At 67.5% G+C, this 26,113-nt stretch carries 20 protein-coding genes; 14 read left to right on the top strand and 6 right to left on the bottom strand.

Going from position 1 to position 26,113, the window contains the following annotated elements:
* The first annotated feature begins 58 nt into the window (after window positions 1–58).
* The 5 genes from L6Q21_RS04635 (at window position 59) to L6Q21_RS04615 (ending at window position 8,004) form a co-directional block, all read left to right on the top strand.
* Window positions 59–1,741 (top strand): arylsulfatase, encoded by a 1,683-nt coding sequence (locus tag L6Q21_RS04635; protein WP_237829443.1) that lies wholly within the window; start codon window positions 59–61, stop codon window positions 1,739–1,741.
* Between the two features lie 197 nt (window positions 1,742–1,938).
* Window positions 1,939–2,445 carry an RNA polymerase sigma factor gene (locus L6Q21_RS04630; protein WP_237829441.1) on the top strand — a complete coding sequence of 169 codons (507 nt, stop codon included), beginning with the start codon at window positions 1,939–1,941 and terminating at the stop codon, window positions 2,443–2,445.
* 89 nt (window positions 2,446–2,534) lie between these two features.
* On the top strand, window positions 2,535–3,539 hold the full coding sequence (locus tag L6Q21_RS04625; RefSeq protein WP_237829439.1) for a FecR family protein: 1,005 nt from the start codon (window positions 2,535–2,537) through the stop codon (window positions 3,537–3,539).
* A gap of 179 nt (window positions 3,540–3,718) precedes the next feature.
* Window positions 3,719–7,249 carry a TonB-dependent receptor domain-containing protein gene (locus L6Q21_RS04620; RefSeq protein WP_237829438.1) on the top strand — a complete coding sequence of 1,177 codons (3,531 nt, stop codon included), beginning with the start codon at window positions 3,719–3,721 and terminating at the stop codon, window positions 7,247–7,249.
* Window positions 7,249–8,004, top strand: coding sequence for an energy transducer TonB family protein (locus L6Q21_RS04615; RefSeq protein ID WP_237829437.1), 756 nt, complete (start codon window positions 7,249–7,251; stop codon window positions 8,002–8,004). Before L6Q21_RS04620 ends, L6Q21_RS04615 begins: the two co-directional genes overlap by 1 nt.
* 101 nt (window positions 8,005–8,105) lie before the next feature.
* Here the strand turns inward: L6Q21_RS04615 and L6Q21_RS04610 are convergent, their stop codons facing one another.
* Window positions 8,106–8,765 (bottom strand): helix-turn-helix domain-containing protein, encoded by a 660-nt coding sequence (locus L6Q21_RS04610; protein WP_237829436.1) that lies wholly within the window; start codon window positions 8,763–8,765, stop codon window positions 8,106–8,108.
* A 233-nt stretch (window positions 8,766–8,998) separates the two neighbouring features.
* Between L6Q21_RS04610 and L6Q21_RS04605 the strand changes: the two genes are divergently transcribed.
* The 6 genes from L6Q21_RS04605 (at window position 8,999) to L6Q21_RS04580 (ending at window position 18,365) form a co-directional block, all read left to right on the top strand.
* Window positions 8,999–10,147 carry a dipeptidase gene (locus tag L6Q21_RS04605; protein ID WP_237829435.1) on the top strand — a complete coding sequence of 383 codons (1,149 nt, stop codon included), beginning with the start codon at window positions 8,999–9,001 and terminating at the stop codon, window positions 10,145–10,147.
* On the top strand, window positions 10,144–11,334 hold the full coding sequence (locus L6Q21_RS04600) for a serine hydrolase domain-containing protein (protein WP_237829434.1): 1,191 nt from the start codon (window positions 10,144–10,146) through the stop codon (window positions 11,332–11,334). The genes L6Q21_RS04605 and L6Q21_RS04600 overlap by 4 nt, the downstream gene beginning before the upstream one ends.
* A 22-nt stretch (window positions 11,335–11,356) precedes the next feature.
* Window positions 11,357–12,724: an alanine/glycine:cation symporter family protein gene (locus tag L6Q21_RS04595; RefSeq protein ID WP_237829432.1), complete on the top strand. Its 1,368-nt coding sequence runs from the start codon at window positions 11,357–11,359 to the stop codon at window positions 12,722–12,724.
* Window positions 12,721–13,755, top strand: a complete 1,035-nt coding sequence (locus L6Q21_RS04590; RefSeq protein ID WP_237829431.1) for a D-cysteine desulfhydrase family protein — start codon at window positions 12,721–12,723, stop codon at window positions 13,753–13,755. Before L6Q21_RS04595 ends, L6Q21_RS04590 begins: the two co-directional genes overlap by 4 nt.
* On the top strand, window positions 13,749–15,344 hold the full coding sequence (locus tag L6Q21_RS04585) for an N-acyl-D-amino-acid deacylase family protein (RefSeq protein ID WP_237829429.1): 1,596 nt from the start codon (window positions 13,749–13,751) through the stop codon (window positions 15,342–15,344). Before L6Q21_RS04590 ends, L6Q21_RS04585 begins: the two co-directional genes overlap by 7 nt.
* Before the next feature lie 123 nt (window positions 15,345–15,467).
* Window positions 15,468–18,365 (top strand): TonB-dependent receptor plug domain-containing protein, encoded by a 2,898-nt coding sequence (locus L6Q21_RS04580; protein WP_237829427.1) that lies wholly within the window; start codon window positions 15,468–15,470, stop codon window positions 18,363–18,365.
* Between the two features lie 178 nt (window positions 18,366–18,543).
* On the opposite strand, the gene L6Q21_RS04575 is transcribed toward L6Q21_RS04580, so the two are convergent.
* Genes L6Q21_RS04575 through L6Q21_RS04565 form a run of 3 tightly spaced genes read right to left on the bottom strand, consistent with a single transcriptional unit; the run spans window position 18,544 to window position 20,914 of the window.
* Window positions 18,544–19,191 (bottom strand): DsbA family protein, encoded by a 648-nt coding sequence (locus L6Q21_RS04575; RefSeq protein ID WP_237829425.1) that lies wholly within the window; start codon window positions 19,189–19,191, stop codon window positions 18,544–18,546.
* Complete coding sequence (locus L6Q21_RS04570) at window positions 19,188–20,432, bottom strand: TCR/Tet family MFS transporter (RefSeq protein WP_237829423.1); 1,245 nt, start codon at window positions 20,430–20,432, stop codon at window positions 19,188–19,190. Before L6Q21_RS04570 ends, L6Q21_RS04575 begins: the two co-directional genes overlap by 4 nt.
* Window positions 20,429–20,914 (bottom strand): hypothetical protein, encoded by a 486-nt coding sequence (locus L6Q21_RS04565; protein WP_237829421.1) that lies wholly within the window; start codon window positions 20,912–20,914, stop codon window positions 20,429–20,431. Before L6Q21_RS04565 ends, L6Q21_RS04570 begins: the two co-directional genes overlap by 4 nt.
* Window positions 20,915–21,038: 124 nt before the next feature.
* On the opposite strand from L6Q21_RS04565, the gene L6Q21_RS04560 reads away from it, so the two are divergent.
* On the top strand, window positions 21,039–21,281 hold the full coding sequence (locus L6Q21_RS04560) for a sulfurtransferase TusA family protein (RefSeq protein ID WP_237829420.1): 243 nt from the start codon (window positions 21,039–21,041) through the stop codon (window positions 21,279–21,281).
* A 116-nt stretch (window positions 21,282–21,397) separates the two neighbouring features.
* On the opposite strand, the gene L6Q21_RS04555 is transcribed toward L6Q21_RS04560, so the two are convergent.
* Together L6Q21_RS04555 and argS are read right to left on the bottom strand one after the other, a co-directional pair.
* On the bottom strand, window positions 21,398–22,321 hold the full coding sequence (locus L6Q21_RS04555; protein WP_237829419.1) for an SPOR domain-containing protein: 924 nt from the start codon (window positions 22,319–22,321) through the stop codon (window positions 21,398–21,400).
* Complete coding sequence (gene argS / locus L6Q21_RS04550; protein ID WP_237829418.1) at window positions 22,321–24,042, bottom strand: arginine--tRNA ligase; 1,722 nt, start codon at window positions 24,040–24,042, stop codon at window positions 22,321–22,323. Before argS ends, L6Q21_RS04555 begins: the two co-directional genes overlap by 1 nt.
* A gap of 157 nt (window positions 24,043–24,199) precedes the next feature.
* Here argS and L6Q21_RS04545 point away from each other — a divergent pair, with 157 nt between their 5' ends.
* Together L6Q21_RS04545 and L6Q21_RS04540 are read left to right on the top strand one after the other, a co-directional pair.
* On the top strand, window positions 24,200–25,447 hold the full coding sequence (locus tag L6Q21_RS04545) for a DUF3011 domain-containing protein (RefSeq protein ID WP_237829417.1): 1,248 nt from the start codon (window positions 24,200–24,202) through the stop codon (window positions 25,445–25,447).
* Window positions 25,448–25,538: 91 nt separating this feature from the next.
* Entirely contained in the window at window positions 25,539–26,069 is a 531-nt protein-coding gene (locus tag L6Q21_RS04540; protein WP_237829414.1) for a Dps family protein, read from the top strand.
* Window positions 26,070–26,113 lie beyond the last annotated feature (44 nt).

The raw sequence follows: 26,113 nt of genomic DNA, 5'->3' as shown, positions 1-26,113 counted from the left end.
ACAGCCTGCCCCCCGGCGCCGGCGCCGGGGGCGTTTTCCCCTTCCATCGGAGCATCTCATGCGGAAGTTCGCCATTGCCGCCACCGTCGGCTTCACCCTGGGCTTTGCCGCCGTGCCGGCCTTTGCCGGGCAGCCCGCGCCCGCGCCGAAAGCGCGCCCCGATTTCCTGGTGATCATCGCCGACGACCTGGGCTATACCGACATCGGCGCCTTCGGCGGCGAAATCCCCACCCCCAATCTCGACCGGCTGGCATCGGAAGGCGAGCGCTTCACCGATTATCACGTCAATGCCACCTGCTCGCCCACGCGCGCCAGCTTCCTCACCGGGCTCGACCACCACGAAGCCGGGCTCGGCACCATGGCCGAGCTCATCGCCCCCAACCAGCAGGGAAAGCCGGGCCATGAAGGCTATCTCCGCCGCGACGTCGCCACCATCGCCGAACGCCTGGGCGAAGCGGGATATGCCACGCTGCTATCTGGCAAATGGCACCTCGGCCTGACGCCCGAGCAGGATCCGCATGCGCGCGGCTTCCAGCAGAGCTTCGCCCTCCTGCAGGGCGGACATAATCATTTCGGCCTCGGCGCCTCGCAGGACATCAACGTCTTCAACGCCTCCTACCGCGAAAACGGCAGGACGGTGGACAGTCTTCCCGCCAACTTCTTCTCGTCCGACACCTTTGCCGACAAGCTCATCGGCCAGTTGGGCAAGGTGCCCAGGAGTAAGCCGCTCTTCGCCGTCCTCACCTTCACGGCCCCGCATTGGCCGTTGCAGGCCCGCCCCGAGGATATCGCCCGCTTCAAGGGGCGCTACGAGGCCGGTTACGAAGCGCTGCGCAGCGAGCGCCTGGCCCGCCAGAAGCAACTGGGCCTGCTTTCCCCCGCCACGGTCCCGCACGAAATCCAGGGACAGAAATGGGCCGAGCTTTCGCCCGAGGAACAGGCGAAACAGGCCCGGCTGATGGAAATCTATGCGGCGATGGTGCACAATCTCGACGGCAATGTCGGCCGGGTTGTCGCCGAGCTGAAGCGGCAGGGCCGCTACGACAACACCGTTATCCTCTTCTTCTCCGACAATGGCGCCGAGGGCCTGAACGTCTCCGACCTGAAGCTGGGGCCGCTTTCCGACCGGCTGGCGAAGGTGGACAACAGCCTTGCCAATCTCGGCGCGGCCAGCAGCTATGAAAGCTATGGCCCCGGCTGGGCGCAGGCGGCCACCTCGCCGAGCTGGCTCTACAAGGCCTTCCAGACCGAAGGCGGCACCCGTTCGCCGCTGATCCTGAAGGCGCCCGGCTTCACGAAGGGGGGCGGCGTCGCCCGCTGGAACGCCCATGTCACCGATGTCGCGCCCACCATCCTCGATCTCGCGGGGGTGACGGAAAAGCGCGAGGTGGCCGGGCACGCGGTGAAGCCGATCAGCGGCAAGAGCTGGAAAGCCGTGCTCACCGGCAAGGCCGAGGCCGTGCGCGGCCCGGAAGAGGTGATCGGCGGCGAACTGTTCGGTTCCCGCAAGCTGCGGCAGGGCGACTGGAAGATCACCGACATCGGCGACGGCAAGTGGCGGCTGTTCAACCTGGCGCAGGACCCCGGCGAAACCCGCGACCTGGCCGCCGAGCAGCCGGCCCGATTCCAGGCGTTGAAGGATGCATGGGGCAAATGGGCAGCCGAAGTCGGCGTGATCCTTGCCGACCGGCTGCTGCCCCGAAAAGAGCTGGCCACGACGCCCGGCGGGAATTCGAAGTGAGATGACTTCGGCCCGTTGCCGTATCGAGCATCTCGAACGGGGTGCCATCTGCAGAGAGTGAAGCCGCGAAAGTGCCGCGCGGGGGCGGCGCGGCACTTTCGGCGGCCAATGCGGCCTGTAACAGCCGCCCGGATTTCTCCATTGGAGTTGTTGCGAGTCATTTGCAATCAGGCTAACGACTGGCCGCTCCTACGGTCATGCCTACCAATTCCATCGCCTTGTCGCGCCTGCTTCTCGCAGAGCGCACATCCCTCATCAGGCGGATTCGCAGGCTCGTGGGCAGCGAAGGCGCCGAGGATGTGGTGCAGAAGATCTGGCTCAGAATCCAGGCGGTGCGGGATGATCCGCCGATCGACAATCCCAGGGCCTATCTGCGGCGGCTGGCGCACAATGTCGCCGTCGACCATGTGCAGGCGGACAAGCGCCGGCGGGACGTGCATGCGGAAGCGACGGCGCTGCTGCACGAAGGGGTGGAGCAGATATCCGGCGAACGAATCCTTTTGGCCCGCGACGAATTGATGCGGGTGGAGACGGCGATAGCCGCTCTGCCCGCCACCACCCGAAGAATATTCCTGCTGAGCCGGGTGGACGGCATGGCGCAGCGGGAGATCGCGGCGCATGTCGGCGTTTCCCGTCCGACCGTGGAGAAGCATCTGCGCCGCGCTTTCGACGCCGTGACAGCCGCGCTGGAGCGTCAACCGTGATTCTGCGCGCCGGGGGGTTGGCCATAATCCACGCCCAACAGTCTAGGAACGGAAATGCAGCTTTGGCCTGTGTCGGCATGGGAAACGGGATGAAACAGCCTCCAAGCGATCCTGAAGGCGGGCGCGCCGGCATTTCGGGCGAGGCGCGGGACTGGGTTCTGCGCCTCGCATCCGGGGAAATGGATGGCGCGGAAATCGACCGATTCAAGGCGTGGATCGCGGCGAACGAGGCGCATGCCGAGGCCTTTGAGCAGCGGCGCTCGCTCTGGCTGCAACTCGGCGAGCATCCGGAACTGTTCGCGCCTCCGCCAGCCTCCGCGGGGCCGCGCCGGCGGCTGCGGCCGTTCGTTGTCGCAAGGTCGCGGCGCATGGCCGTTGCAGCCTCGGCGCTGGCGGCGGCGTTTCTGGCGCTGCTGGTGGCGCCCGAGGCCATGCTGCGGCTGGAAGCGGACCACCGCACCGCGGCCAATGTGTCCGAATACAGCCTGCCCGACGGCTCGACCGCCTGGCTCGATGCCGGATCGGCGATCCGTGTCGATTTCGGCGCGCGGGAACGCAGGATCAGGCTGCTGCGCGGCAATGCCTTTTTCACCGTGCGCCATGGCGAGGCGCGGCCGTTCCGGGTGCAGGCCCTGCGCGGCACCGTCGAGGATATCGGCACCAGCTTCGAGGTGCGCCATGGCGGCGGCCGTGTCGATGTCGCCGTCACCGAGGGGGCTGTCAGCGTCGAGTCGGAAAGCGGCGGCGATCGTTCTGTTCTGCTGCGCGAAGGGGAAAGCGCAGCTTATGATTCGTCGGGAACCCTGGCCAGGACCAGCGCCCTGGAGCCGAACAGCGTGGCGGCCTGGCGTCGCGGGGAACTGATGATCGACCGCCGGGAACTGCCGGAGGTGATCCGGCAGATCGGCCGTTACCGCAGCGGGCCGACCTGGATATGGGGCGACCTTTCCGCGCGCAGGCCCGTCAGCGGCGCGCTTCGCATCGGCGACGCCGACGCCGCGTTGCGCGATCTTGCCGCCGAACAGGGGCTGAAGATCGTCTGGCTGCCGGGGGGAATAGCCATCGTCCGCCACGGCGACACAGGCATGCGCTAAAAAATCTCGCAAGGGGGTTGGCCAAAATCGGCCCCTCGGCAGTCCTGTCCATGCCCGTTGATGCAAATGCGACGCAACGGCAATAAATTGCGCTCATCCGCTGGGCGCCAGATGGTCAGAGGACAGAGATGAAGATGGTGCCATTCTCCGATGTTCTTGCGCGCAGCGCCCTTCGCCTGGTGCTTCTAGGCAGCGCCAGCGGCCTTTCGCTGGCGCCGGCAGCCGCCTTGGCGCAATCGAGCCAGACCGAGGCGAGGCCGTTCGACATCCCGGCGCAGCCGCTCGCGACCGCGCTTCAGCGCTTCATGCAGCAGTCGGGCCTGCAGCTTTCCTATCCTTCCGATCTCACGGCGGGCGTCAGCTCGCGCGGCGTTTCCGGCTCGATGCCGGCGGTGGAGGCCATCGGCCAGCTGCTGGCCGGAACCGGCCTCACCTACCGCTTCGTCTCGCCGACCGCCGTCACGCTCGAACGCGCGCCAGAGGCGTCGAGCGGCGCCGTCCAACTCGGCACGCTGAGGGTGGAGGGAACGTCCGGCGCGGGCAGCGCGGGGAGCGGCGGCGAGGGCTGGACGGCGGAGACGCCCTTCTTCACGCCCGCCCCCACCGCCCATATCTCGGCCCAGACAATCGAGCGGTTCCGGGGCTCCAGCCCGGCCGACATCTTCCGCGGCACGGCCGGCGTCATGTCCGGCGAGGCGCGCAACTCCGGCAGTTCGATCGACGTCAACATCCGGGGCATGCAGGGCTTCGGCCGGGTCGTCACCACCGTCGACGGCGCCGAGAACGCCGTCACCGTCTATCAGGGCTACCAGGGCGTTTCCAACCGCACCTTCGTCGACCCCGATTTCATCGGCGGGGTCGACATCACCAAGGGCGCCGACATGTCCGCCTGGGGCAGCGCCGGCACCGTTTCCATGCGCACGCTGGACGGCTCGGACATCCTGAAGCCCGGCGAGACATGGGCCGTCCGGGCGCGGGGCAGCGTCACCGGCAACACCTCCAAACCCCATACGGGGGACATGGCCGGCTATGGGCTGGGAACCGCCACCCTCACCGAATCCGCGACCGGGCTCGATCGCCCGTCCTTCCTGAAGCCGACCGACGGATCGTTCAGCTTCGTCGGCGCGGCGAGGCTCGACAGCCTCGAGATCGTCGCCGGCTATGCCTGGCGCAAGCGGGGCAACTACCATGCCGGAAGCAAGGGCGGCGACCGCGTCTGGGCGGATCCGGTCGTCGGGACGAACGGGCGATATGTGAACGACGGTTACACCAACTACCGCCCGGGCGAGGAGGTGCTGAACACCGAGCTCGAAACCCGGTCGTGGCTGGTGAAGGCGACGGCCCAGTTCGACGAGGCGCACAGCTTCCGCCTGGGCTACACCGGCTTCCGCAGCGAAGGCGGCGACATATTGGCGTCGCGCCTGTCGGGCAGCGGCGGCCGGGCGACGCAGGCCGCGCAGACAGCCGGAACCCGCCTCGACACCATCACCGCACGCTATCGCTGGAAGCCCTCCGACAACGATCTCTTCGACCTGACGGCCAATGCCTATTGGAGCTATCTCGAGCTGCGCAACCCCATCCGCGGCGGGCGCAACCGCAAGCCGGAGCAATATGGCCTGCCGGAAGATTTCCGCGTCGGGTCCGACACCGACATGTGGGGGCTGGATGTCGCCAACCTGTCGAAGCTCACCGTCGGCAACGGCCGGCTGGAATTGAGCTACGGCCTTTCCTACCGCGCCGAGGATACGCGGGGCAGCCGCTTCACCGGGCCGCTGGAGGCCTGGAACGTCCCGCGCGACGCCATCCGCCACGAAGCCGCCGGCTTCGCCAAGGGAAGCTACACGCCCGATAATCTCGACTGGCTGACGCTGAACGCGGGCCTGCGCTATTCGCACTATTGGTCGAAGGACCGCTACGATCCCTATGAGGAAAGCCAGGCCAATTTCCGGCCCGTCGGCCTGCGGAAGAATGCGGGCGGCTTCAGCCCGTCTGCGGGGATCACTGCCGCCCCGGTCGAGGGCGTGCAATTCTATCTGAGCTATTCCAGCATGCTGCGGGCGCCCAGCGTGTTCGAATCGGCCAATGCCTTCAACAGCGCCTTCGGCCAGGAAGACCTGATCCCCGAGCGTTCCCGGAACTGGGAGATCGGCGCCAACCTCACCTCGGAAGGCCTGGTCGGCGACGGGGACACCGCGCTCCTGAAGCTCGGCTACTTCAACTGGGACGTGAAGGACTATATCTCCTGGGTGACCGGGATTCCCTACAACCCCGGACGCATTCTGGAGACCATCAACATCCATCGCGCCCGCTTCGCCGGGCTGGAGCTTTCCAGCCACTATGGCATCGGCGGCTTCGCGGCGGATATCTCCGCCAACTATTTCCTCAACGTCGAATATTGCCGGACGAAGGACAGTTGCGAGTCGAAGTCGCTCTACAGCGACTATGCCACCAACCATGTGCAGCCGGAATATACCGTCAGCCTGACGCTGTCGCAGAAGCTGTTGGGCGAACGGCTGACGCTGGGCGGCCGGGCGAACCATGCCGGCCCGCGCGCGATAGGCCATGGCGATGTCACGGGCCAGGGCCTGATGCAGTTCATTGCGCCGATCCGGTGGAAACCGCACACGCTGGTCGATGTGTTCGCCGAATACCGCATTTCCGACAGGATAACCGCCTCCGTCCGAACGGAGAATCTGTTCGACATCTTCTATGTCGATCCGCTCGGCCTCGTCACCCAGCCCGGGCCAGGCCGCACCTTCCATGCCAGCCTCACCGGCACCTTCGGCAGCGGCGGCCGGGAAGGCGGCGCCCCGGAGCCGATCTTCAGCGGCAGCGGGCGGGACGACTGGACCGGCGCCTATGCGGGCTTCCACGCCGGCTACGGCCACGGCCGCTTCCGGGGGACCAGCGGCGTTCTGGTCCCGGGAACGCCGACGGCGGAGCTGATCGCCGCGACGGAATCCGCCGACGTGGCTTTCGATACGCCGGTGATCGGCTTGCAGGCCGGTTACAACCGGCAGTTCGCCGGCGGCTTCGTCGTCGGCTTCGAAGCGGACGTCAGCAAGATCCGCTCCCGCGCCTTGCAGACTTCGATGATGGAGGAAGCCTGGCTGCAGGACCGCAACGATTTCGCCGGCGTGCAGGCCCAGAACAACCATTATCTCGACTGGATGGCGACGCTGCGCGCCCGCGCCGGCGTCGCCGTCGGCCGGCACTGGCTGCTCTACGCCACGGGCGGGGCGGCCTTCACCAACGAGAAGCTCGTGCGCGACCAGTATCGCTACGAGAACGACGGATATGCCAACGGCTATCTCGCCACCCGGCCCTATCGGGTGGAGACGGTGTCGGCGACGCGGCTCGGCTACACGCTGGGCGCCGGCAGCGAATATGCCGTGAACGAGCGCTTCTCGATCAAGGCGGAATATGCCTACAGCAATTTCGGGCGGAAGGATTTCATGTTCCGGGACGCAAGGTCGGGCACGGGCACCGACTGGCAGACGCGGGCGATAGTCGGTTACGAGCAGATGCCGCCCCCGCTTCTGCCCGATCACCCGTTCTGCGAGATCGCGCCCAGTTTGTGCGAACCATATGAGATCCCGATTTACGAGACGACGAACCACCCGGGCACCTCCAGCCTCGCCAACGGCCGCCGGGCTTCGAACAGGCTGGAAATCCATGCCATCAAGATCGGCTTGAACTACCGCTTCTGATGCTTGCAGGCCCCCTTCACCCCCTGACGGCAGAGGGCAAGCCGATGGAGGCCCCCGTGCCCCGCTACAGCGACAGTTCGCTCGACTGGCGCACCCGGGCGCTGGGCGTGTGCGGCACGGCGGGCCTGTTCCTGCTGCTCGCCTTGGCCGCGCTCTTCACCTGGCGCGTGGTGCGGCCTGCCTTCCCGCCGCCCGCGCCGATGGTGGTGAATCTGCTTTCCTTCACCGCCCCGCCCGAACCGGCGCAGGAGGTGCCCGAAGGCCCGCAGCAGCTGGAGCAGAAGGCGCAAAAGCCCGAGAAGCGGGAAGATCGACCCGAACCGCCGGAGATTCTCGTTCCGCAGCCCTCGCCCACCGCCTCGACGGCCGAGCCGCCTGTGGAACAGGCGAAGGCTGCGGATCCGGTGCCGGAAACGACGGCCCCCCGGTCGCTGCCGGCGCCACCGGCAAATCACGCCTCCAGCAACGCCGAAGCGACATGGGAGGCGCTGCTGCTCGCGCATCTGGAGAAATATCGCCGCTATCCCGCCGCCGCCCGCGCCCGACGGGAGCAGGGCGTCGCCCATGTCACCTTCCGCATGGACCGGCAGGGAAGGCTGCTCTCGGCGGCGATTGCCCGCTCCTCCGGGTCCGCGGCCCTCGACCGCGCCGCCCTCGAGACGCTGCGCAGGGCCCAGCCGCTTCCGGCCATTCCCGACGACAAGCCCGATCCGCTGGAACTTTCCGTTCCCGTGGAATTCTTCGTGAGGCGCTGAAGGCCGGACTGGCGGTTTCGGGTCAGGCCCGGCGGGCGAATCCCGCGCATCGGGGCAGGCGCATCGCGGATGCGGCGATGGCCGCCGGTTCGCCCCTCATGCTATGAGGATTGCCCCAGAAGCTCTTCCAGCAGATCCTCTTCCTGGCTGGAGCATATGCCCAGAAACCGGGCTTCCTCGAAGCCGCCGGCGACGACATAGGCATGCGCCATGCTGCTGTCGATATAGAGATACTCGCCCGCCTGCAGCACCACGGGGTCGTAGAATTCCGTATGCACTTCCACCGCGCCTTCCAGCACGAAGATGAATTCCTCGCCACTGTGGCGGTGCAATTCGCCGAACTCCTCCAGGCTCTTGGCGCGCAGGTGCATGACCATGGGGATCATGCGCTTGTGCAGCAGTTCCGTGCAGAGATAGCGATAGTCGTAAACCTCGGTCGAAAGCTCCAGCGTCTGGCTGAAGGGGCCGACGCTGCGCCGCGCCATGCCGGTCGACGGCACCAGCGGCGTGGCGGGGCCGGCGAACAGGCTGGACAGCGGCAGGCCCAGGCTGTGCGCCAGCTGCTGCAGCTTGTCGTAGTTGAGCGAGAGCTTGTCCCGCTCGATCTTCGACAGGGTGGACACGGGAATGCCCACGCGCTCGCTCATTTCCGCGAGCGTCCAGCCATTCTCTCCCCTCAGCCGGCGGACGACGGCGCCCAGCGAAGCCGACGAGGCCCTCGAATCGGCCGGTGCCCGCGATAGTTTTTCCTGTGCTCGCACGATTTTTCCTGAAATGCGCTTTCCTCCCCTTCCTGACAGACGCTTTATCTGATCGGAAAGCCATCCGGGCATATCATTCCCGACACGCGCGCGCAAACCGCAGACCGCGCAACAGATTTCCTTTTTCCGATGTGAAAATTTTCTCTCTTGAATGAGAATTGTCATAATCGGAAAAATGTGCCTAATTAGAAAAATCATCAAAAGGACATCATCAAAAGGACATGGGGGCGTCGTTGACCAATCCGCATCCTCTCGCGCGCAGGGCCTTCCTCGGAGGGCTGGCCGCATCCGCCGCCTTCGCCGCAGGTGCCGCTTCCACCGCCTTCGCGGCAGGCGCCGCCCCGTCCGCCCCGAAGAAAACCGGCCCCTATGCCGACGGAATGAGTTTCCTTCCGGAAAAACCGGAGGATGTCCGCCGCTCCGGCGTCGACCTCTTCATCGCCGATGTTTCGAAGGGGGAAATGGACGTCGATGCCAGGGGCTATAAATTCTACCATCGCAAGTTCGAGCTCTGCGACCGGAGCATCACCGAAGCGGCGGCGCGCATCCGCACCGAATTCAAGGATGTCGACCTCGCGCTTTCGCCCGGGGACATCGGCAACCCCGGCCGAATCGCCGCGGTGTTCCAGTTCCAGGGCTGCGAGCCGATCGCCGACGATCTCTCGCGGATGCAGTATTTCCGCGACAAGGGCCTGCGAATCCTCCAGCTGACGCATAACGAGAGCAACGCCCACGCCACCGCCTACACCGATGAGAAGACGGGCGTCGGCCTCTCCGCCCTGGGGGCGGACGGCGTGCGGGAGATGAACCGCATCGGCCTCGTCCCGGATGTGTCGCACGCGTCCGAGCCGACGGCGCTGGAAACGGTCGCGCTTTCCAAGGCTCCGGTCATCCTGTCGCATGGCGCCTGCCGGGCGCTGCTCAACCATCCGCGCGGCGCCACAGACCGCATGATCAAGGCCGTGGCGGACAGCGGCGGCATCTTCGGCGTCTTCGTGATGAGCTTCTGGCTGACCGACGACCCGGTGCCGCTTCCGGCCCATTATGTCGCGCACATCCGCCACGCCGTGAATGTGGCCGGGCTCGACAATGTGGGGGTCGCCAACGACTATCCGATGGAAGGCCTGTCGGCGGACGGCCACCCCTTCGACAACGCCCGCGACACCGTTCCGAGCTACGGCCCGTGGTGGGAAGGCAATCGCGCCCGCGGCATTCCGGGCTTCGGCCCGACGCCCACCCATGCGGTGATCCCCGAATTCAACAGCATCGAGCGGCTGGCGCGAATCCACCAGGCGCTGCTCGACGGCGGTTTCAAGCCGCGGGAAGCCGACAGGATCATGGGCGCCAACTGGACCCGCTTCTTCAAGGAGAATCTGCGTTGACGCGCTTCATCGGAACCGTCGCCGCCATCTGCCTGCTCGCCGCCGCGCCGGCGCAGGCGGCCGACAGCCGCAGCCTGAACCGGGCCTGGAGCGAGATCGTCAGCCAATATGAGGCGGACCTGAAGGCGCAGGGCGCGGTCGGCTCGGGCATGGCGGTGACGCAGGACGGAAAACCGCTGAAAGCCGCCTATTTCGGGCTGGCGGACAAGGCTTCCGGCCGCGCGGTCGACGCGGACACCATCTACCATTGGGCCTCGATCACCAAGATGTTCACCGCGGTCGCGGTGCTGCAATTGCGCGACCGCGGACTGCTTTCGCTCGACGACCGGGTGATCGACTATCTGCCCGAGTTCAAGCAGGTCCATAACCCTTATGGCAATATGTCGGACATCACGCTCCGGCATCTGATCACCCACAGCTCGGGCCTGCGCGGCTCCACCTTCCCCTGGCGCGGCGACAACGACTGGGCGCCGCACGAGCCGGCGAAATGGTCGCAGGTGGCGGCGATGATGCCCTACACGCAGATCGAGTTCGAGCCGGGCTCGAAGTTCAGCTACTCCAACCCCGGCACCTCGGCCCTGGGGCGGATCGTCGAGGAAGTGACCGGCGACGATATCGAAGTCTATATCACCAAGAACATCCTGATGCCGCTGGGGATGAGCCGCAGCTATTTCGACACGACCCCTTATCATCTGGGCAGATATCGCTCGAACAACTATTATCTGGCGAACGGCGCGCTGAAGGACAATGGTGCCGAAGTCGAAACCGGCGCCACCAACGGCAATGGCGGCCTCAACGGCCCGATATCCGATCTGCTGAAGTTCGCCCATTTCCTGCTGGGCGTGAACGACAATGGCAATTACGCCTCCGTCCTCAGCCGCAAGACGGTGGAGGAAATGCGCCAGCCGCTGCTTTCAGCGCCGGACCCGACGGTGACGAAGCAATGGATGGGGCTTTCCACCTTCATCATCGACGAGGATGTGGGCGGCGGCCGGACGCTGCGCTTCGCCGGGCACACCGGCGGGCAGATGGGCTTCTCCAGCTTCGTCTATATCCAGCCCGAAAGCCGCAGCGCCACGGTGTTCGTGGTGAACACGCGCAACTCGGAAGTGGCGCGGGCCGACACCGCTTTCGCCCGCACCCGCACGGCGCTGTTCCGGCGCTTCTTCCCGCTGCTGGGCAAGTGAAGCCGATGCGGAGCGTTCGCGCATGACCCTGGCCGAGGCGATCGTCGCCTTTTCCGAATGGGTATGGGACCTGCCGCTGGTCGCCCTGCTGACGGGCGGGGGGCTGTTCTTCCTGATCCTCACCCGCTTCCTGCCCTTCCGGCACCTGAACCTCTCGCTGCAGATCCTGGCGGGCCGGCACGACAAGGAAGGCGATCCGGGGCAGATCTCCCACTATCAGGCGCTTTCCGTCTCGCTGGCGGCGACCGTCGGCCTCGGCAGCATTTCCGGAGTCGCGGTGGCGATGGCGATGGGCGGACCGGGCACCATCTTCTGGATGTGGGTGGCGGCGATCGTGGGCATGGCCACCAACTATGTCACCTGCACGCTGGCGGTGATGTATCGCGGCCGGGATTCGCTGGGCGAAGTGCAGGGCGGCCCCATGTATGTGATCACCGAGGGGCTGGGCCGCAAATGGTGGCCGCTGGCGGCGCTTTTCTGCGTGGCGGCCATGTTCGGCTGCCTGCCGATCTTCAACGCCAACCAGCTGGCGCAGGCGATCGAGACGCTGGGGCTGCAGCCGCTGGGTGTGGCCATCGGCGGCGGCACGACGCTGGCGATCGGGCTGGCGCTCGGGGCCTTGACGGCGCTCGTCATCTTCGGCGGGCTGCAGCGGATCAGCCATGTGGCGTCGGCGCTCGTGCCTTCGATGGTGCTGCTCTATTTCCTGGCGGTGGCGGGAATCCTGATCCTGAACGCCGACGCGGTTCCCCGGAACCTCGCCCTCATCTTCACCGACGCCTTCGCGGCAAACTATTACAAGGGCGAGGCGCTGTTCGGCGGCGCGCTGGGCGGGCTGATCGTGCTCGGCGTGCGCCGCGCCTCCTTCTCGAACGAGGCCGGGATCGGCACGGCGGCGCTCGCCTACAGCGCCGCGAAGACCTCGGAGCCGGTGCACGAGGGGCTGGTCGCCATGCTGTCGCCGGCGATCGACACGCTGCTGGTCTGCACGCTGACGGCGCTCGCCATATTGGTGACCGACGCGTGGAAGGCCGAGGGGCTGAACGGCGTGCTGATGACGGCACAGGCCTTTTCGCAGGCCTATCCCGCCTTCGGGGCGCCCCTGCTGCTGCTCTGCGCCGTCACCTTCGGCGTCGCGACCTTGTTCAGCTATTCCTATTTCGGGATGAAATGCTTCGCCTTCCTGTTCGGGGCGCGGCGCAAGAATTTCTACAATCTGTTCTACGTCGCCTCCATCGTGGTCGGGGCCATCTCCACGACTGCGGTGATCGTGGGCTTCGTCGACATCATGTTCGCGCTGATGGCCGTTCCGACGATGCTGTCCGCCATCCTCCTGTCGGGCCGGGCAATGAACGAAACCCGACGCTATTTCAAAGTGTTGCGTTCATGACCCTGGCCAGACTCGACCTTTTTGCCTTCCCCCGCGCGCGGCTTGCGCATCTGCCCACGCCGCTGGAGCCGACGCGGCTGGGCGACGGCGCGGTGCGCATCTGGATGAAGCGGGACGATTGCACCGGCCTCGGCATGGGCGGAAACAAGGTGCGGAAGCTGGAATTCACCCTGGGCGACGCGCTGGAGAACGGCGCCAGCCTGCTGATCACCAGCGGCGCCCGCCATTCCAACCATGTGCGGCAGACGGCCGCCGCCGCCGCAAGGCTGGGGCTGCGCTGCCAGGCGGTGCTGCACGACCCCATCGACCGCCTGACCGATTTCTATGCCGCTTCGGGCAATCTGCTGCTGGACAAGCTGTTCGGCGCGGAAGTGCATCTGGCGGCGGACGCCGAAGCGGCGACCGAGGCGAAGATCGCCGATCTGCTGCGCCAGGCGCATGCGGCGGGCGAGCGGCCTTATGTGGTGCCGCTGGGGGCATCGAACGGCTTCGGCTCGCTCGGCTATGCGCTGTGCGCGGAAGAGATACTGGGGCAGTGCGCGCTTCAGGCGATCCGGCCCACCGCCATCCTGCTGGCGACCGGAAGCGGCGGCACCCATGCCGGGCTTCTGGGCGGGCTGCGGCTTCTGGGCTCGGACCTGCCGGTGATCGGCATTTCCGTCAGCGAGCCGGCCAGCGTCAAGCGCGCGCGAGTCCGCGCCGTGCTGGACGAAATGCTGGCGCTGCTCGCGCCGGCCGTGCCGGTGCCGGACAGCGACATCCTCGTCCTCGACGATTATGTCGGCGACGGCTATGCGCTGCCGACGGCGGCGGCCAATGCCGCGATCCGCAGGCTGGCCGAAAGCGAAGGCCTGCTGCTGGACCCGGTCTACACGGCAAAGGCGATGGCCGGGCTGCTGGACATGGCGGCGGCCGGCCGGCTTTCGGGCGATGTGCTGTTCCTGCACAGCGGCGGCACGCCGGCGCTTTTCGCCTATGCGGACGATTTCCTTTCCCCCACCCGCCTCGAGGAGGCTTTCCCCCTATGCTGAAGACCCTGAAGCCGCCGATGGCGGCCCCTGTCGCATTGCTTGCCGTCCTGCTGGCGGCGACTTCCGCTTATGCCGCCGACTTCAGGGCGGCGGAGAAGGCAGCGGGGGGCCGCTTCGATATTTTCATCGCGGACGCCAGCATCGTCGACGGCAGCGGCAGGCCCGCCTTTCGCGGCGATGTGCTGGTGAAGGGCGACAAGGTCGTCTTCGTCGGCGATGCGCCGGACGCGAAGGTGAAGGCGGCCCGCACCGTGCAGGCCGGCGGTCGCGTGCTGGCGCCGGGCTTCATCGACACCCACACCCATGGCAACGCCCTGAAGGACGATTTCGGCGCCTTCCTCGCCATGGGCGTGACGACGGTGGTGCTGGGCCAGGACGGCCGCAGCGCCAACGCCGATTGGGACGGACAGGAAACCGCGAAGCCGGGCCTGATGGCGGACTGGATGCGCGAGGTCGAAACGCGCGGCCTGCAGGTGAATGTGGTGCCGCTTTCCGGCCATGGCACGCTGCGGCGGCAGGCCGGTATTCCGGATTCCGCCCGCGCCCTCGATCCGGCGCAGCAGGGGCGGTTGAACGCCGCCTTCGCCAGCGACCTGAAGGCGGGCAGCTTCGGCCTTTCGACCGGGCTGGAATATGTGCCCGGCCGCTACGCGGAAACGGGGGAGCTGGTGCCGCTCGCGAAGCTCGTGGCCGAAGCCGACGGAATCATCATCAGCCACATGCGGACGGAAGACGACGGGCTGATCGAAGGCGCGCTGGAAGAGCTGGTTTCCTATGGCGACAAGGCGCGGATACAGGCTTCCCACCTGAAAATCGTCTTCGGCAAGGATGTCGCCGCCGCCGACCGGCTGCTGGCGCTGATCGCCCGCAAGCAGGCCGAGGGCGTGCGCCTTTCGGCGGACGTCTACCCCTACACCGCGGGCTATGGCGGGCTGGGCCTGATCTTCCCGGAATGGGCGCTGCCGCCGGTCGACTATGCGAAGCTCGTCGCCGAGCGCGGGGCGGAACTGCGCGAATATGTGCGGGCGCGGATGCTGAAGCGGGGCGGCCCGGAAGCCTTGCTGTTCGGGTCCGAGTCCTATGTCGGCAAGACGCTGGCCGATGTCGCGCGGGAAAAAGGCAAGCCCTTCGAGGAAGTGCTTCTGGAACTGGGGCCGGACGGCGCCCATGGCGCGCATTTCATCATGGACGAGAAGGTGCAGGACCGGCTGGTGGTCAGCCCGCTGACCGCCATCTCGACCGATGGCGGGCCGGGGATCAAGCATCCGCGCGGCACCGGAACCTATGCGAAGCTGATCCAGCATTATGTCGAAGGGCAGAAGAGCCTGACCCTGGAAGAAGCCGTGCGCAAGGCGAGCGGGCTTCCAGCCTCTTCGCTGGGCCTCACCGACCGCGGCCTCGTCCGGGAAGGCGCCCGGGCCGACCTCATCCTTTTCGATCCGAAGAAGGTGAAGGCGGCCTCCGACTATCTCAATCCTTTTCAGCCGGCCGAAGGCTTCGACCTGGTGCTGGTGAACGGAGGCGTGGCCCGCGATGCGGGCGCGACGACGGCCGGCCGTTACGGCCGGCTTCTGAAGAAGAGCCGATAACCGAAAAAAAGGGGAAATCCCGAACAATCGGGATGGAAATGCGAGCAGGATCGAGGGGCTGACGCCCCGAAACGGCAAGGGGCCGCACCCATCGGCGCGCCCTCTTCACAGGGAGTGACACATATGTCTGATCATCCGACCAACCCTTCCGCCGGGCATCGAGCGCTGCTGCGGGCCGGTATCTCCACGCTCGTCCTTCTGGCTGGCGGCGCGGCGCTGGCCCAGGAAGCCGCCCCCCTCGACGACCCCGAGGCGATCATCGTGACCGGCTCGCGGATCGCCCGCCTGCAGATCGACACGCAGGTGCCGATAGCCGTCGTCGATTCCACCGCCATCCGCCAGGACGGGTCGGCCAACATGCAGGACATCCTGCGCAAGATGCCGCAGATCGGCATCGGCACCTCGCGCTCCAACTCCAACTTCAACGATACCGGAAACGGCGCGGCTTCCGTCAACTTGCGGAACCTCGGCCCCAGCCGCACGCTGGTGCTGGTGAACGGCCGCCGCTTCGTGGCCGGTTTCCCGGGCACGTCCGCCGTCGACATCAACAACATCCCCACCGATTTCGTGGAGCGGGTGGAAATCGTGACCGGCGGCGCGTCCGCCGTCTATGGCTCGGACGCCATCGCCGGTGTCGTCAACTTCATCCTGAAGGACGATTTCGAAGGGGTCTCGGCCCGCGCCGAATATGGCCTGACGGCGCGCGGCGACAATCCGCGCTATCTCCTCAGCCTCACGGGGGGCACCAGCTGGGGGCCCGACGACCGGGGCCATGTCAGCCTGAACTTCACCTACGACAACGACGAGGGCCTGCTCTCGCGCGACCGCAAGAACTCGCGGGAGGATCGCTCCCTCGCCATCGCCGGCGTGCCGGCCTACAGTTCCTACGCGCCGCAGGGCCGTTTCGACCTGCGCACCGCCAACAGCAGCGCGCAGGTGTTCACCTTCGACACCGACAACAGCCTGGTCTTCGGCTTCCCGCAGCGCCTCGCCTACAACCGCAACTGGGACCGGCGCATCTCGCTGCCGGTCGAGCGCTACCTCGTCACCGGCAACATCAAATATGACGTCGCCGACAACCTCGAATTCTTCTTCGAGCCGACCTTCTCCAAAGTGAAATCCTCGGCCCTGCTGGAAGCCTATTCCTTCGACTGGAGCTTCGTCTACAAGGACGGAGCGCTGGGAATGCCGATCACCAACGCCTATATTCCAGCGCCGATCCGCACCATCATCGACACCCGCAACAGCGACGCCGACCCCGCGAACGACATCGTCGCCATCCAGTATCGCCGCCGCCAGAACGAGGTCTACAACCGCTCCAACGAAGCGGAGCGCGACACGTGGCGCGTGGCGACCGGCTTCAGCGGCGACCTCGGCTCCAGATGGTCCTATGAGCTGAGCTACGTCTATGGCCATATGAGCGACTATACGGGCACGCAGGACATCGATGCGATCCGTTACCGCCAGGCGCTGGACTCGATCGTCGACGCCAACGGCCAGATCGTCTGCCGCGATCCGGCCGCACGGGCGCAGGGCTGCGTGGCGATCAACCTGTTCGGCTTCGGCACCGTCACCCCCGAAGGTGCGGACTATGTCGTCGTGCCGCGCTGGGCGAAGATCCGGAACACCCAGCATGTGCTGAACGCCAACGTCACCGGCAGCCTGCTGACGCTTCCGGCCGGCGATCTGGGCGTCGCGTTCGGGGGCGAATACCGCAAGGAGAAGAGCGTCACCGACTGGGACGACAACACCAACGCCGGGAACGGCACCGGCTCGCAGCGCGACGACCTCTCGGGCCAGTTCGAAGTCTATGAACTGTTCGGCGAGGCCAATGTGCCGCTGCTGGCGGAGCGGCCGTTCGCCCATTATCTGGGGCTGACGGGCGCGGTGCGCTATTCCGACTACTCGACCGTCGGCGGCGTGTTCAGCTGGAATGTGGGGGCGGAATATGCGCCCATGCGCGGGCTTCGCCTGCGGGCCAATTATGCCGTCGCCAACCGGGCGCCGAACGTCGCGGAACTCTACGCCTCGGTCACCGGCGGGGCGAGCGGCGCGACCGTCCTCGACCCCTGCGCAGGCACGACGCTGACCAGCACCCGGCCGCAGGACGCCACCTGCCGCGCCATCCCCGGCCTCGTGGACGAGATCGTCGCCAACGGCGGCACCTTCACCTACAGCTCGTTCGACATCAACTGGATGGGCGTCAGCGAAGGCGGCAACCCCGACCTGAAGGAGGAGACCGCCAAGACCTTCACGGCCGGCGGCGTTCTCACTCCCGCTGCCCTGCCGGGCTTCAGCCTTTCGGTCGACTATTTCAACATCAAGATCGACGACGCCATCGGCTCGCTTCCGGCGCAGATAACCGTCGACCGCTGCATCGAACTGGGCGACCCCTTCTACTGCAGCTCGGTCGAGCGCTTCCCGACCGGTAAGCTCTACACGATCGACACAAGGCTGGTGAACGTGGCCAGCATCAAGACGTCCGGGATCGACGTGAACCTCAACTATTCGACGCGGCTCGGGCTGGCAGCGGACGACAATCTCGCGTTCAACCTCTTCTACACCTATCTGCTGGAGCTGGAGAAGCGCTCCTACACGGGCGGTCCGCTGGAGAACAACCGTGGCCAGCTCTACGCCGGCGGGCGGCTCGGCACCGGCTTCAAGCACAAGGCCGACGCGCGCCTCACCTATGGCATCGGCGGCTTCTCGGCGAGCTGGCAGGTGAACTATCTGAGCGCCATCCAGGACCGGCTGGACTGGGAGGCGCCCGCCGGGCCGGACCAGGCCTATCTGCAGAGCCTGAACGACGTGGGCGCCGTCTGGTACCACAACGCCCAGCTGAGCTACACCGTTCCCGGCAAGACCGAGTTCGAGTTCGTGCTGGGCGTCGACAACATCTTCGACAGGGAAGCGCCGCTCATTCCGTCGGGTTTCGCCTCCTCTGTCACCGGGGTGGAATCGGCGCAGGAATATGACCCCTACGGCCGGCGCTATTATATCGGTGCCCGGGTGCGTTTCTGACCGGATGCAGAAGGGGCGGCGCCGCGCCGCCCCTTTTCCTGGGTTGAGAACCCATGGAAGCAATAGAGATATTTTCCCGTCACCCCGGGCTTGACCCGGGGGCCAGCTTTTCTGCCGGCGCTGCGCTCTAGGAAGAAAGCCGGACCCCGGGTCAGGCCCGGGGTAACGAAGGGAAGACCTAGGCGAGCTTCCGCGCTCGCTCGATGGCGCGGCGGAAATCCCTTTCGGGCACGGCGCCGCGCACCAGCACGCGCCCCGCCAAATGCCCCGGCGTGCCGCCCAGCCCCAGCGCGAAGGCGTGGACGGCGTTGCGGCTCAACTGCCCCTCGATCCGCGCGCCTTCGCGTTCCAGCGCCGCGCGCAATGCCTCGACATCGCCGCCGGCGGCTTCCAGCGCCGCTTCCGCCGCCGGCCCGTCCGCCCGTCCGCCTTGCATCAGCGCGGAATGGACGGGCAGGTAAAGCCCCTGCGCGTCCGCCGCGATCGCCGCGCGCGCGGCGGAGCGGCTGTCGTCTCCGAAGATCGGCCAGTCGAGGAAACGCAGCTTCACATCGCCGTCGGCTTCCACCGCCCGCAGCATCTCGGGATGGGCGCGGCGGCAGGCGCCGCAGTTGAAATCGGTGAAGACGATCAGGGTGACGCCGCCCTCCGGATTGCCGCCCTCCGGCCCCGGCTCCGCCAGCGCGCGGGCGAGCACGGGGCTGTCCTCGACGACGAGGCCGATGGGCTGCGTTCGCCGCAGGGCGGTCAGGCCAAGGGCGCCGGCGCCGAGCAACCCGCCCAGCACGACCAGCTCGCGCCGGGAAACGGGCGGCGCTTTCCTCACTCGGCCAGCCTCTCCCGCCCGGGCCGGTTCCACAGCAGCAGCAGAAGCGCGGCGCTGGCCAGCAGCACGGACAGCAGGAACGGCATGCCCGGCGCGTGGACGGCGGCATCCTCGCCGGAGAAATGCGTGAACACCCGGGCGAACAGCAGCGGCCCCAATATGATGGTGAGCGACGACAGCGTGGCGAGCGCGCCCTGAAGCTCGCCCTGGGCGTTGGGTGGCGCATTTTCCGTCATCAGCGCCTGCAAGGCCGGCACCGTCAGCCCGCCGATGGCGCCGATCGTCAGGCCGGCATAGGCCAGTTCCGGCCGGTCGGCGAAGAAATAGACGATATAGGCCAGCGTGCCGCCGGCGATGCCCAGCAGCGCCGTGCGCCATTCCCCCAGCCATTTCACGCTGCGGCGCACGAAAAGCCCGTTCACCAGGATCGCCAGCACACCGACGAAGGTCAGCGAAAGGCCGATCCCGAACGGAGTCCAGCCATAGCGATAGGCGGCGATGTAGCTCCAGATTCCGTGCAGCGATTGCAGCGCCAGCATCCACAGGAAATAGACCAGCGCCAGCCGCCTGAGCTTGCCGCCCAGCCGCCCCAGCTGGCGCAGGCTGCCCACCAGATTGGCGCGCCGCCAGTCGAACGGCCGGCGGCGTTCGGGCGGCAGGCTTTCGGGCAGCAGGAAGATGCCCATCAGCATGTTGCAGCCCGCCATGGCGGCCGCCACCAGGAAGGGCCAACGCGGGTCCAGGGCGCCGATCAGTCCGCCGATGGCCGGCCCCAGCGCGAAGCCCAGCCCGAAGGCCACGCCCAGCAGGCCGAAGGTCTGCGCCCGCCGCTGCGGCGGGGTGATGTCGGCGATATAGGCGTTGGCGGTGGCGATGCTGGCGCCGGTGATCCCGGCAAGGATCCGGCCGACGAACAACAGCCACAGCACGGGCGCAAACGCGGTGATCAGCATGTTGACGGCGAAGCCGCCCATGGAGATCAGCAGCACCGGCCGCCGCCCGTAGGCGTCCGACAGGCCGCCGAGCACGGGCGAGAAGATGAACTGCGCCAAGGCGTAGGACATGATGATCCAGCCGCCGATCCCGGCGGCGTCGCTCAGGCCCACATGCCCGAGTTCGGACACCAGCGTCGGCAGCACCGGCACGATGAGGCCGAAACCGATCACGTCCATCAGGACGGTCAGCAGGATGAAGGCGAGCGGCCCGCGCGGGATGGAAGGGGCGCCCTCGGCCCCCGTCAAGCGCCGCCGCCGGTCGCGTCGCCCGGGCCTGGTTTGTCCGGCCCCAGCTTGCCGTGCGCGCGTTCATAGGCCTTCACATCGCCCGAGGCGAGGAGGCGTGCCTGCGATTGCCACTGGTCCCGCTCGGGCCGGCCCTGGAACTGGCCGAGTTCGGAATCCACCAGCGCCATCTGCTCGGGCGTCCAGCCGGCGATCTGCCGGTAATGGAACACCCCAAGCTCCTTCAGGCGCGCCGACAATTTGGGGCCGATCCCCTTGATGCGGGAAAGGTCGTCCGCCTCGCCCTCGGGCGCCGGCAGGAAGGGGGAGGGGGTGTCGGCGGCCGGTGCGAGGGGCGGCGCGGCGGCGGGGGGAGGCGCCTGTTCGGCCACCTCGACCGGCGGCGGCGCGGCTTTCGCTCGGCCGATCAGGCGGAAGGCCACGAAAACGGCCAGTGCAAGCAGCAGCAGGCCGGCGAGGAGAAGAAGCTGTTCCTGGCTCATGGTCTTCTCCTCTGGCCGCGCCTTTCGCCACGGTCAATCGCGCCGGCGTCACATAGGCCGGGCGTCGGCCTTCCGGGGCGATTTCATTCCCCCGCACGCGGTTTCCGGTCTATGGCCTGCCGGGATGCAGCCACGAACCATCAAGGCGCCGGTGGAGGCGCGCGGCCTCAGATGCCCGCTGCCGGCCTTGCGGCTGGCCCGCGCCGTGCGCGAGGGCGGGGCGGGGGACTATGAGCTGCGCGCCGACGACCCGGCGGCCGAACGCGACATCCCGGCCCTCTGCGCCGAACGCGGCTGGGCCTTGCTGGAAGCGGGTGGCGGGCGCTTCCGCGTCCGAGTGCTCCAGGTTCAAAACTCATACAAGTAATGGATATGTTTCCGTCATCCCGGGCTTGACCCGGGATCCCGCTTTTTCCCCACGCTGGTGGGAAAGCTGGACCCCGGGTCAAGCCCGGGGTGACGAAGGGAATATGAATCCCCGACCTAATTCACCACCGAACAGGCCTCGCCCGCCACCTTCAGCCGGCCGCAGATGTTCCGCGCGTCCGCCGGGCTGGCGGCGGTGGCGCGCAGGCGGTAGAGCGTCTTTCCGTCGCTCGCCACCGGCACGATGTGCGGCTCCATCCCGGAAAGATAGGCATAGCGACCCGACAATTCCTTGAAGGCCGTGCGCGCCCGGGCCTCGCTGGAGAAGGCGCCCAGTTGCAGCACCTGTCCACCGCCGCCGGAGGCAGGCTTTTCCGCCGGCTCGGGCGGATAGATGACCTTGGGGGTCACCGGCTTCTTCACCGGCGCCTCCTTGGGCACCACCGTGTCGGAGGCCTTCGGCCTTGCCGGCGGCGGCGCCGGAACGGGCGCGGGCTCCACCACGGGCGGGGCTTCGAGCGGAATCTCGTTGCTGACCGGCACGCCTTCCTCGACGATCTCGCCGACCGGCCGGGGCAGCGGGTCTTCCGGCAGCGAATCGAGCGCGATCCTCGCTTCCGTTTCCCGGCCGTCGCCGGTTCCGAACAGCACCTGGCCCTGGCCCTCGACCGGAACGCCATCCACATCCGGACCGCTCGGCGGCACCTTCCACGGGCCGGGCGAAGTCAGCACCGGCACCGCCTCGCCCACCCCGGGCACGTCGATCGGCGCGCTTTCGCGCTTCGACACCAGCAGGATGCCCACCACCACACCGATCGTCAGCACGCCCAGCAGGAACAGCAGGCCGAACAGCATCCGCCGCCCGATCAGCGTGTGGACCCGGGCCTCGTCCTCTTCATATTCGCCCTCGTCCAGCCAGGGCTCCGGCTCGGCCGGCCTGCGGTTGCGCGGCGCGGGCGCCTCATCCTCCCAGCCGCGCCCGCGCCGCGTGGCGTCGGCGCGCGGCGAAGGCCCGCCCCTTCCGGAGGGCTGCTTCGCCATCAGCGAAGCTCCTCGGCGGCGGTCACGCCCATCACCGAAAGCGCGGTGCGGATCACCTGCGCCACCGCCCGCGCCAGCTCCAGCCGGGCGGCGGTCAGCTGCGGGTCGTCCTCGCGCAGCAGGCGGAAGGCGGGGTCGTCGTTGCCCCGGTTCCACAGGCTGTGGAAACCGCCCGCCAGATCGGCGAGGTAGAAGGCGATTCGGTGCGGCTCGCGGGCGGCGGCGGCCTGCCGCACCAGGCGCGGCCATTGCGCCGCCAGCTTCGCCAGCCCCAGCTCGTCGGCGTCCAGCCGCGAAAGCTCGGGCACCGGCAGCGCCAGTTCGGAGGCCTTCCTCAGCACCGAGGAAATGCGCGCATGGGCGTAATGCACATAGAAGACCGGATTCTCGCGCGACTGCTCCACCACATGCGCGAAGTCGAAGTCCAGCATGGCCTCCGGGCGCTTGGTCAGCATCATGAAGCGCACCACGTCGCGCCCCACTTCCCGCACCACATCGGCCAGCGTCACGAAATTGCCGGCGCGCTTCGACATCTTCACCGGCTCACCGCCACGGAACAGGCGCACCATCTGCACCAGCTTCACGTCCAGCCGTTTCTCGCCATGGGTCAGCGCCTCGACCGCCGCCTCGATCCGCTTCACCGTGCCAGCATGGTCGGCGCCCCAGATGTTGACGAGGGCGGAGGAGCGCCGCGCCTTTTCGGCGTGATAGGCCATGTCGTTGCCGAAATAGGTCCATTGCCCGTTCGACTTGCGGATCGGCCGGTCGATGTCGTCGCCATAGGCGGTCGAGCGGAACAGCGGCAGTTCCACCGGCTCCCAGTCGTCCGGCGTCTCGCCCTTGGGCGGCGGCAGCACGCCGTCGTAGATCAGGTCGCGGGCGCGCAATTCCGCCTCGGCCCGCTGCGGCGCGCCGGAGGCGAGAAGCGCGGCTTCCGACGAGAAGATGTCGTGGTGGATCCCCAGCAGCGCGAGGTCGCCGCGGATCATCTCCATCATCGCGGCGACGGCGCGGGCGCGGAACGGCACCAGCCATTCGCTTTCGGGGGCGGCCGCATAGCGGTCGCCGAATTCGGCCGCCAGCGCCTTGCCCACCGGCTGCAGATAGTCGCCGGGGTAGAGCCCTTCGGGAATCTCGATGGCTTCGCCCAGCGCCTCACGGTACCGCAGATGCGCCGAGCGGGCGAGCACATCCACCTGCCCGCCGGCGTCGTTCACATAATATTCGCGCGTCACCTGGTGCCCGGCAAAGGCCAGCAGGCTGGCCAGCGCGTCGCCCACCACCGCGCCGCGGCAATGCCCCATGTGCATCGGCCCGGTCGGGTTGGCGGAGACATATTCCACATTCACCGGCAGCGTCTCGATCGCCGCTTCGCCCCGGCCGTAATCGGGCCCCTCGGAAAGGATTCGCGCCAGTTCGGAGCGCCAGACGCCTTCCTCCAGCGTCAGGTTGATGAAGCCGGGGCCGGCGACCTCGGCCGTGGCGATCTCCGGGTGGCGCGCCAGCTTCAGGCCGATCAGCGTCGCCAGCTCGCGCGGGTTCATGCGGGCGGGCTTCGCCAGCGCCAGCGCGGCGTTGGTGGCAAGGTCGCCATGGCTGGCGTCGCGCGGGGGCTCCAGCACGATCGCCGCGCCCGCCGCCTCGGCCGGAATCGTCCCTTCCGCCACAAGCGCCGCAACTTGGTCGGCGACCACTGCCTCGAACCGCTGAAAAACGTCCAAATTCCTGTCTCCTGGGGCAGCCCGCCAAGGCCGCTCGATCGCGTCTCGTTAGCCGTCCCGGCGTTTCGCCTCAACCGGGGGCGCAGAATCGGGTTGGACGGCTTTTGCCCATGGCCTATTCTGGGCCGGAACGAATGACCTTGCCAAAGGAATTGGAATGCCGGCGCATAGCAAGAGCTTGAACCTGGGTGTGGCGGCGGCCGTCGCGGTGGCGCAAATGGCCCCTCTGCCGCTTCCCGCGCTCGCCCCCATCGCCCTCGCCCCGATCGCCCTTGCCTTCGGCGCCGCCCCGGCGCTGGCGCAGGGCGGCCGCAACACGATGCGGATCAACTGCGCGTCGGGCAACAGCGGCACGCGCACATGCGATCTGCCGCCCAACACCCAGTCGGTTTCCTTCGTCGGGCCGGATCGCAGCGGCCGCTGCCGCGAAGGCAGCACTTGGGGCCGGCGCGGCAACGACCTCTGGGTGTCGAACGGCTGCGGCGGCACGTTCGAAGTCGTCAGCTATTCGGGCGGCGGCTGGAACGGGGGCGGCAACGGTGGCGGGCAGGGCAGCGGCTTCGCCGGCGAAATCACCTGCCGCAGCCGCGACAACCGCCAGCAGACCTGCCCGGCCACCACGCGCAACCGCGTGGTGATGCTGCAGCAATACAGCAGCGCGCGCTGCATCGAAGGCTCGACCTGGCGCTACACCCAGAACAGCATCATCGTGCGCAACGGCTGCCAGGCCCGCTTCGGCTACGGCTATGGCAACAGCGGCGGGGACGACTGGAACAACGGCGGCTGGAACAACAACAGCGGTTTCGCCGGCCAGACGGAGTGCCGCTCGAACGACAACCGCTACCGCCGCTGCTCGGTCAACACCCAGAACCGGGTGGAGATGCTGCGGCAATTCTCCTCGTCCAGCTGCACGCGCGGCCGCAGCTGGGGCTATGACCGCAGCGGCATCTGGGTGGACAATGGCTGCCAGGCGCGCTTCGGCTACGGCTATGGCAATGTCAGCGGCGACACCTCGGGCGGCGGCGGCGGGTCGGACACCGGCGCGGTGATCGGCGGCGTGGCGCTGGCGGCCGGATTGATCGCGCTGCTGGCGGCCGCGGGGAAGAGCAGCAACAGCCGCTCCGCCTCCGCCGCGTCCGGCAACGCGAAGCTGACGGCCGATCTCAACAAATTCCCGTCCGACGCGCGCACGTCCGGCGAGGCCTGCCTGAAGGAAGCGGCGCGGCAGGTGGGCAGCACCGGCGGCACGGCGGTTCGGCTGGACTCGATCGACCGGGCGGAGCGTTCCGGCCAGGGCTGGCTGATCCTCGCCCGGCTGACCGGCACCTGGCCCGAGCACAGCCAGCAGATGACCATGGATTGCCGTGCGACCGGCAGTTCCGTCACCGCGTTCGACGTGCGATAAAAGGCCGTGCCAGCGGAACCCTGGATGGAACTTTCACCACCTGTTCCCATTTCGACTGGGAGCATTTCCGAAAAAAGAAGAGGAGCATGTCATGGCCAGCAAGTCAGCCAAGAAGGAAAGCGCGAAAAAGCCCCTGAAGGCGGTCCCCAGCGCCGCCGCGCTGGACATCGGCATTCCGGCCGCGCAGCTCGACCAGATCACCGCCGGTCTGTCGCGCCTACTCGCCGACACCTACACACTCTATCTGAAGACGCATAATTTCCACTGGAACGTCACCGGCCCGCAGTTCAACACGCTGCACCTGATGTTCGAGGCGCAATATACCGAACTGGCCGACGCGGTGGACGTGATCGCCGAGCGCATCCGCGCACTGGGCGCCTATGCGCCCGGCACCTATGGCGAGTTCGCCCGGCTTTCGACGGTGAAGGAAGCCGACGGCATTCCCACCGCGCCGGAAATGATCGCGCAACTGGCGGCCGACCAGGCGACGGTGGTTCGCACCGCGCGCGAAATGTTCCCGCACGCCGACGCCGCGTCCGACGAAGCGACCGCCGACCTGCTGACGCAGCGCATGCAGGTGCATGAAAAGACCGCCTGGATGCTGCGCGCCCTGCTCGCCTGAGAAGGTGACCTGCCGAAAGCCCGCGCCCTNGCCGGTTCGGATTT

The sequence above is a fragment of the Sandaracinobacteroides sayramensis genome (assembly GCF_022014495.1).
GTDB classification, from domain to species: Bacteria; Pseudomonadota; Alphaproteobacteria; order Sphingomonadales; family Sphingomonadaceae; genus Sandaracinobacteroides; species Sandaracinobacteroides sayramense.
This window is presented reverse-complemented; position numbering and strand designations above follow the sequence as displayed.

What these genes read in the sequence shown, in the direction of transcription:
- L6Q21_RS04585 (WP_237829429.1), top strand. Translation starts at nt 13,749, where the DNA reads ATGCTGAAGACCCTGAAGCCGCCGATGGCGGCCCCTGTCGCATTGCTT.
- L6Q21_RS04630 (WP_237829441.1), top strand. Translation starts at nt 1,939, where the DNA reads ATGCCTACCAATTCCATCGCCTTGTCGCGCCTGCTTCTCGCAGAGCGC.
- L6Q21_RS04580 (WP_237829427.1), top strand. Translation starts at nt 15,468, where the DNA reads ATGTCTGATCATCCGACCAACCCTTCCGCCGGGCATCGAGCGCTGCTG.
- L6Q21_RS04595 (WP_237829432.1), top strand. Translation starts at nt 11,357, where the DNA reads ATGACCCTGGCCGAGGCGATCGTCGCCTTTTCCGAATGGGTATGGGAC.
- L6Q21_RS04615 (WP_237829437.1), top strand. Translation starts at nt 7,249, where the DNA reads ATGCTTGCAGGCCCCCTTCACCCCCTGACGGCAGAGGGCAAGCCGATG.
- L6Q21_RS04555 (WP_237829419.1), bottom strand. Translation starts at nt 22,321, where the DNA reads ATGGCGAAGCAGCCCTCCGGAAGGGGCGGGCCTTCGCCGCGCGCCGAC.
- L6Q21_RS04625 (WP_237829439.1), top strand. Translation starts at nt 2,535, where the DNA reads ATGAAACAGCCTCCAAGCGATCCTGAAGGCGGGCGCGCCGGCATTTCG.
- L6Q21_RS04565 (WP_237829421.1), bottom strand. Translation starts at nt 20,914, where the DNA reads ATGAGCCAGGAACAGCTTCTTCTCCTCGCCGGCCTGCTGCTGCTTGCA.
- L6Q21_RS04560 (WP_237829420.1), top strand. Translation starts at nt 21,039, where the DNA reads ATGCAGCCACGAACCATCAAGGCGCCGGTGGAGGCGCGCGGCCTCAGA.
- L6Q21_RS04540 (WP_237829414.1), top strand. Translation starts at nt 25,539, where the DNA reads ATGGCCAGCAAGTCAGCCAAGAAGGAAAGCGCGAAAAAGCCCCTGAAG.
- L6Q21_RS04590 (WP_237829431.1), top strand. Translation starts at nt 12,721, where the DNA reads ATGACCCTGGCCAGACTCGACCTTTTTGCCTTCCCCCGCGCGCGGCTT.
- L6Q21_RS04635 (WP_237829443.1), top strand. Translation starts at nt 59, where the DNA reads ATGCGGAAGTTCGCCATTGCCGCCACCGTCGGCTTCACCCTGGGCTTT.
- L6Q21_RS04545 (WP_237829417.1), top strand. Translation starts at nt 24,200, where the DNA reads ATGCCGGCGCATAGCAAGAGCTTGAACCTGGGTGTGGCGGCGGCCGTC.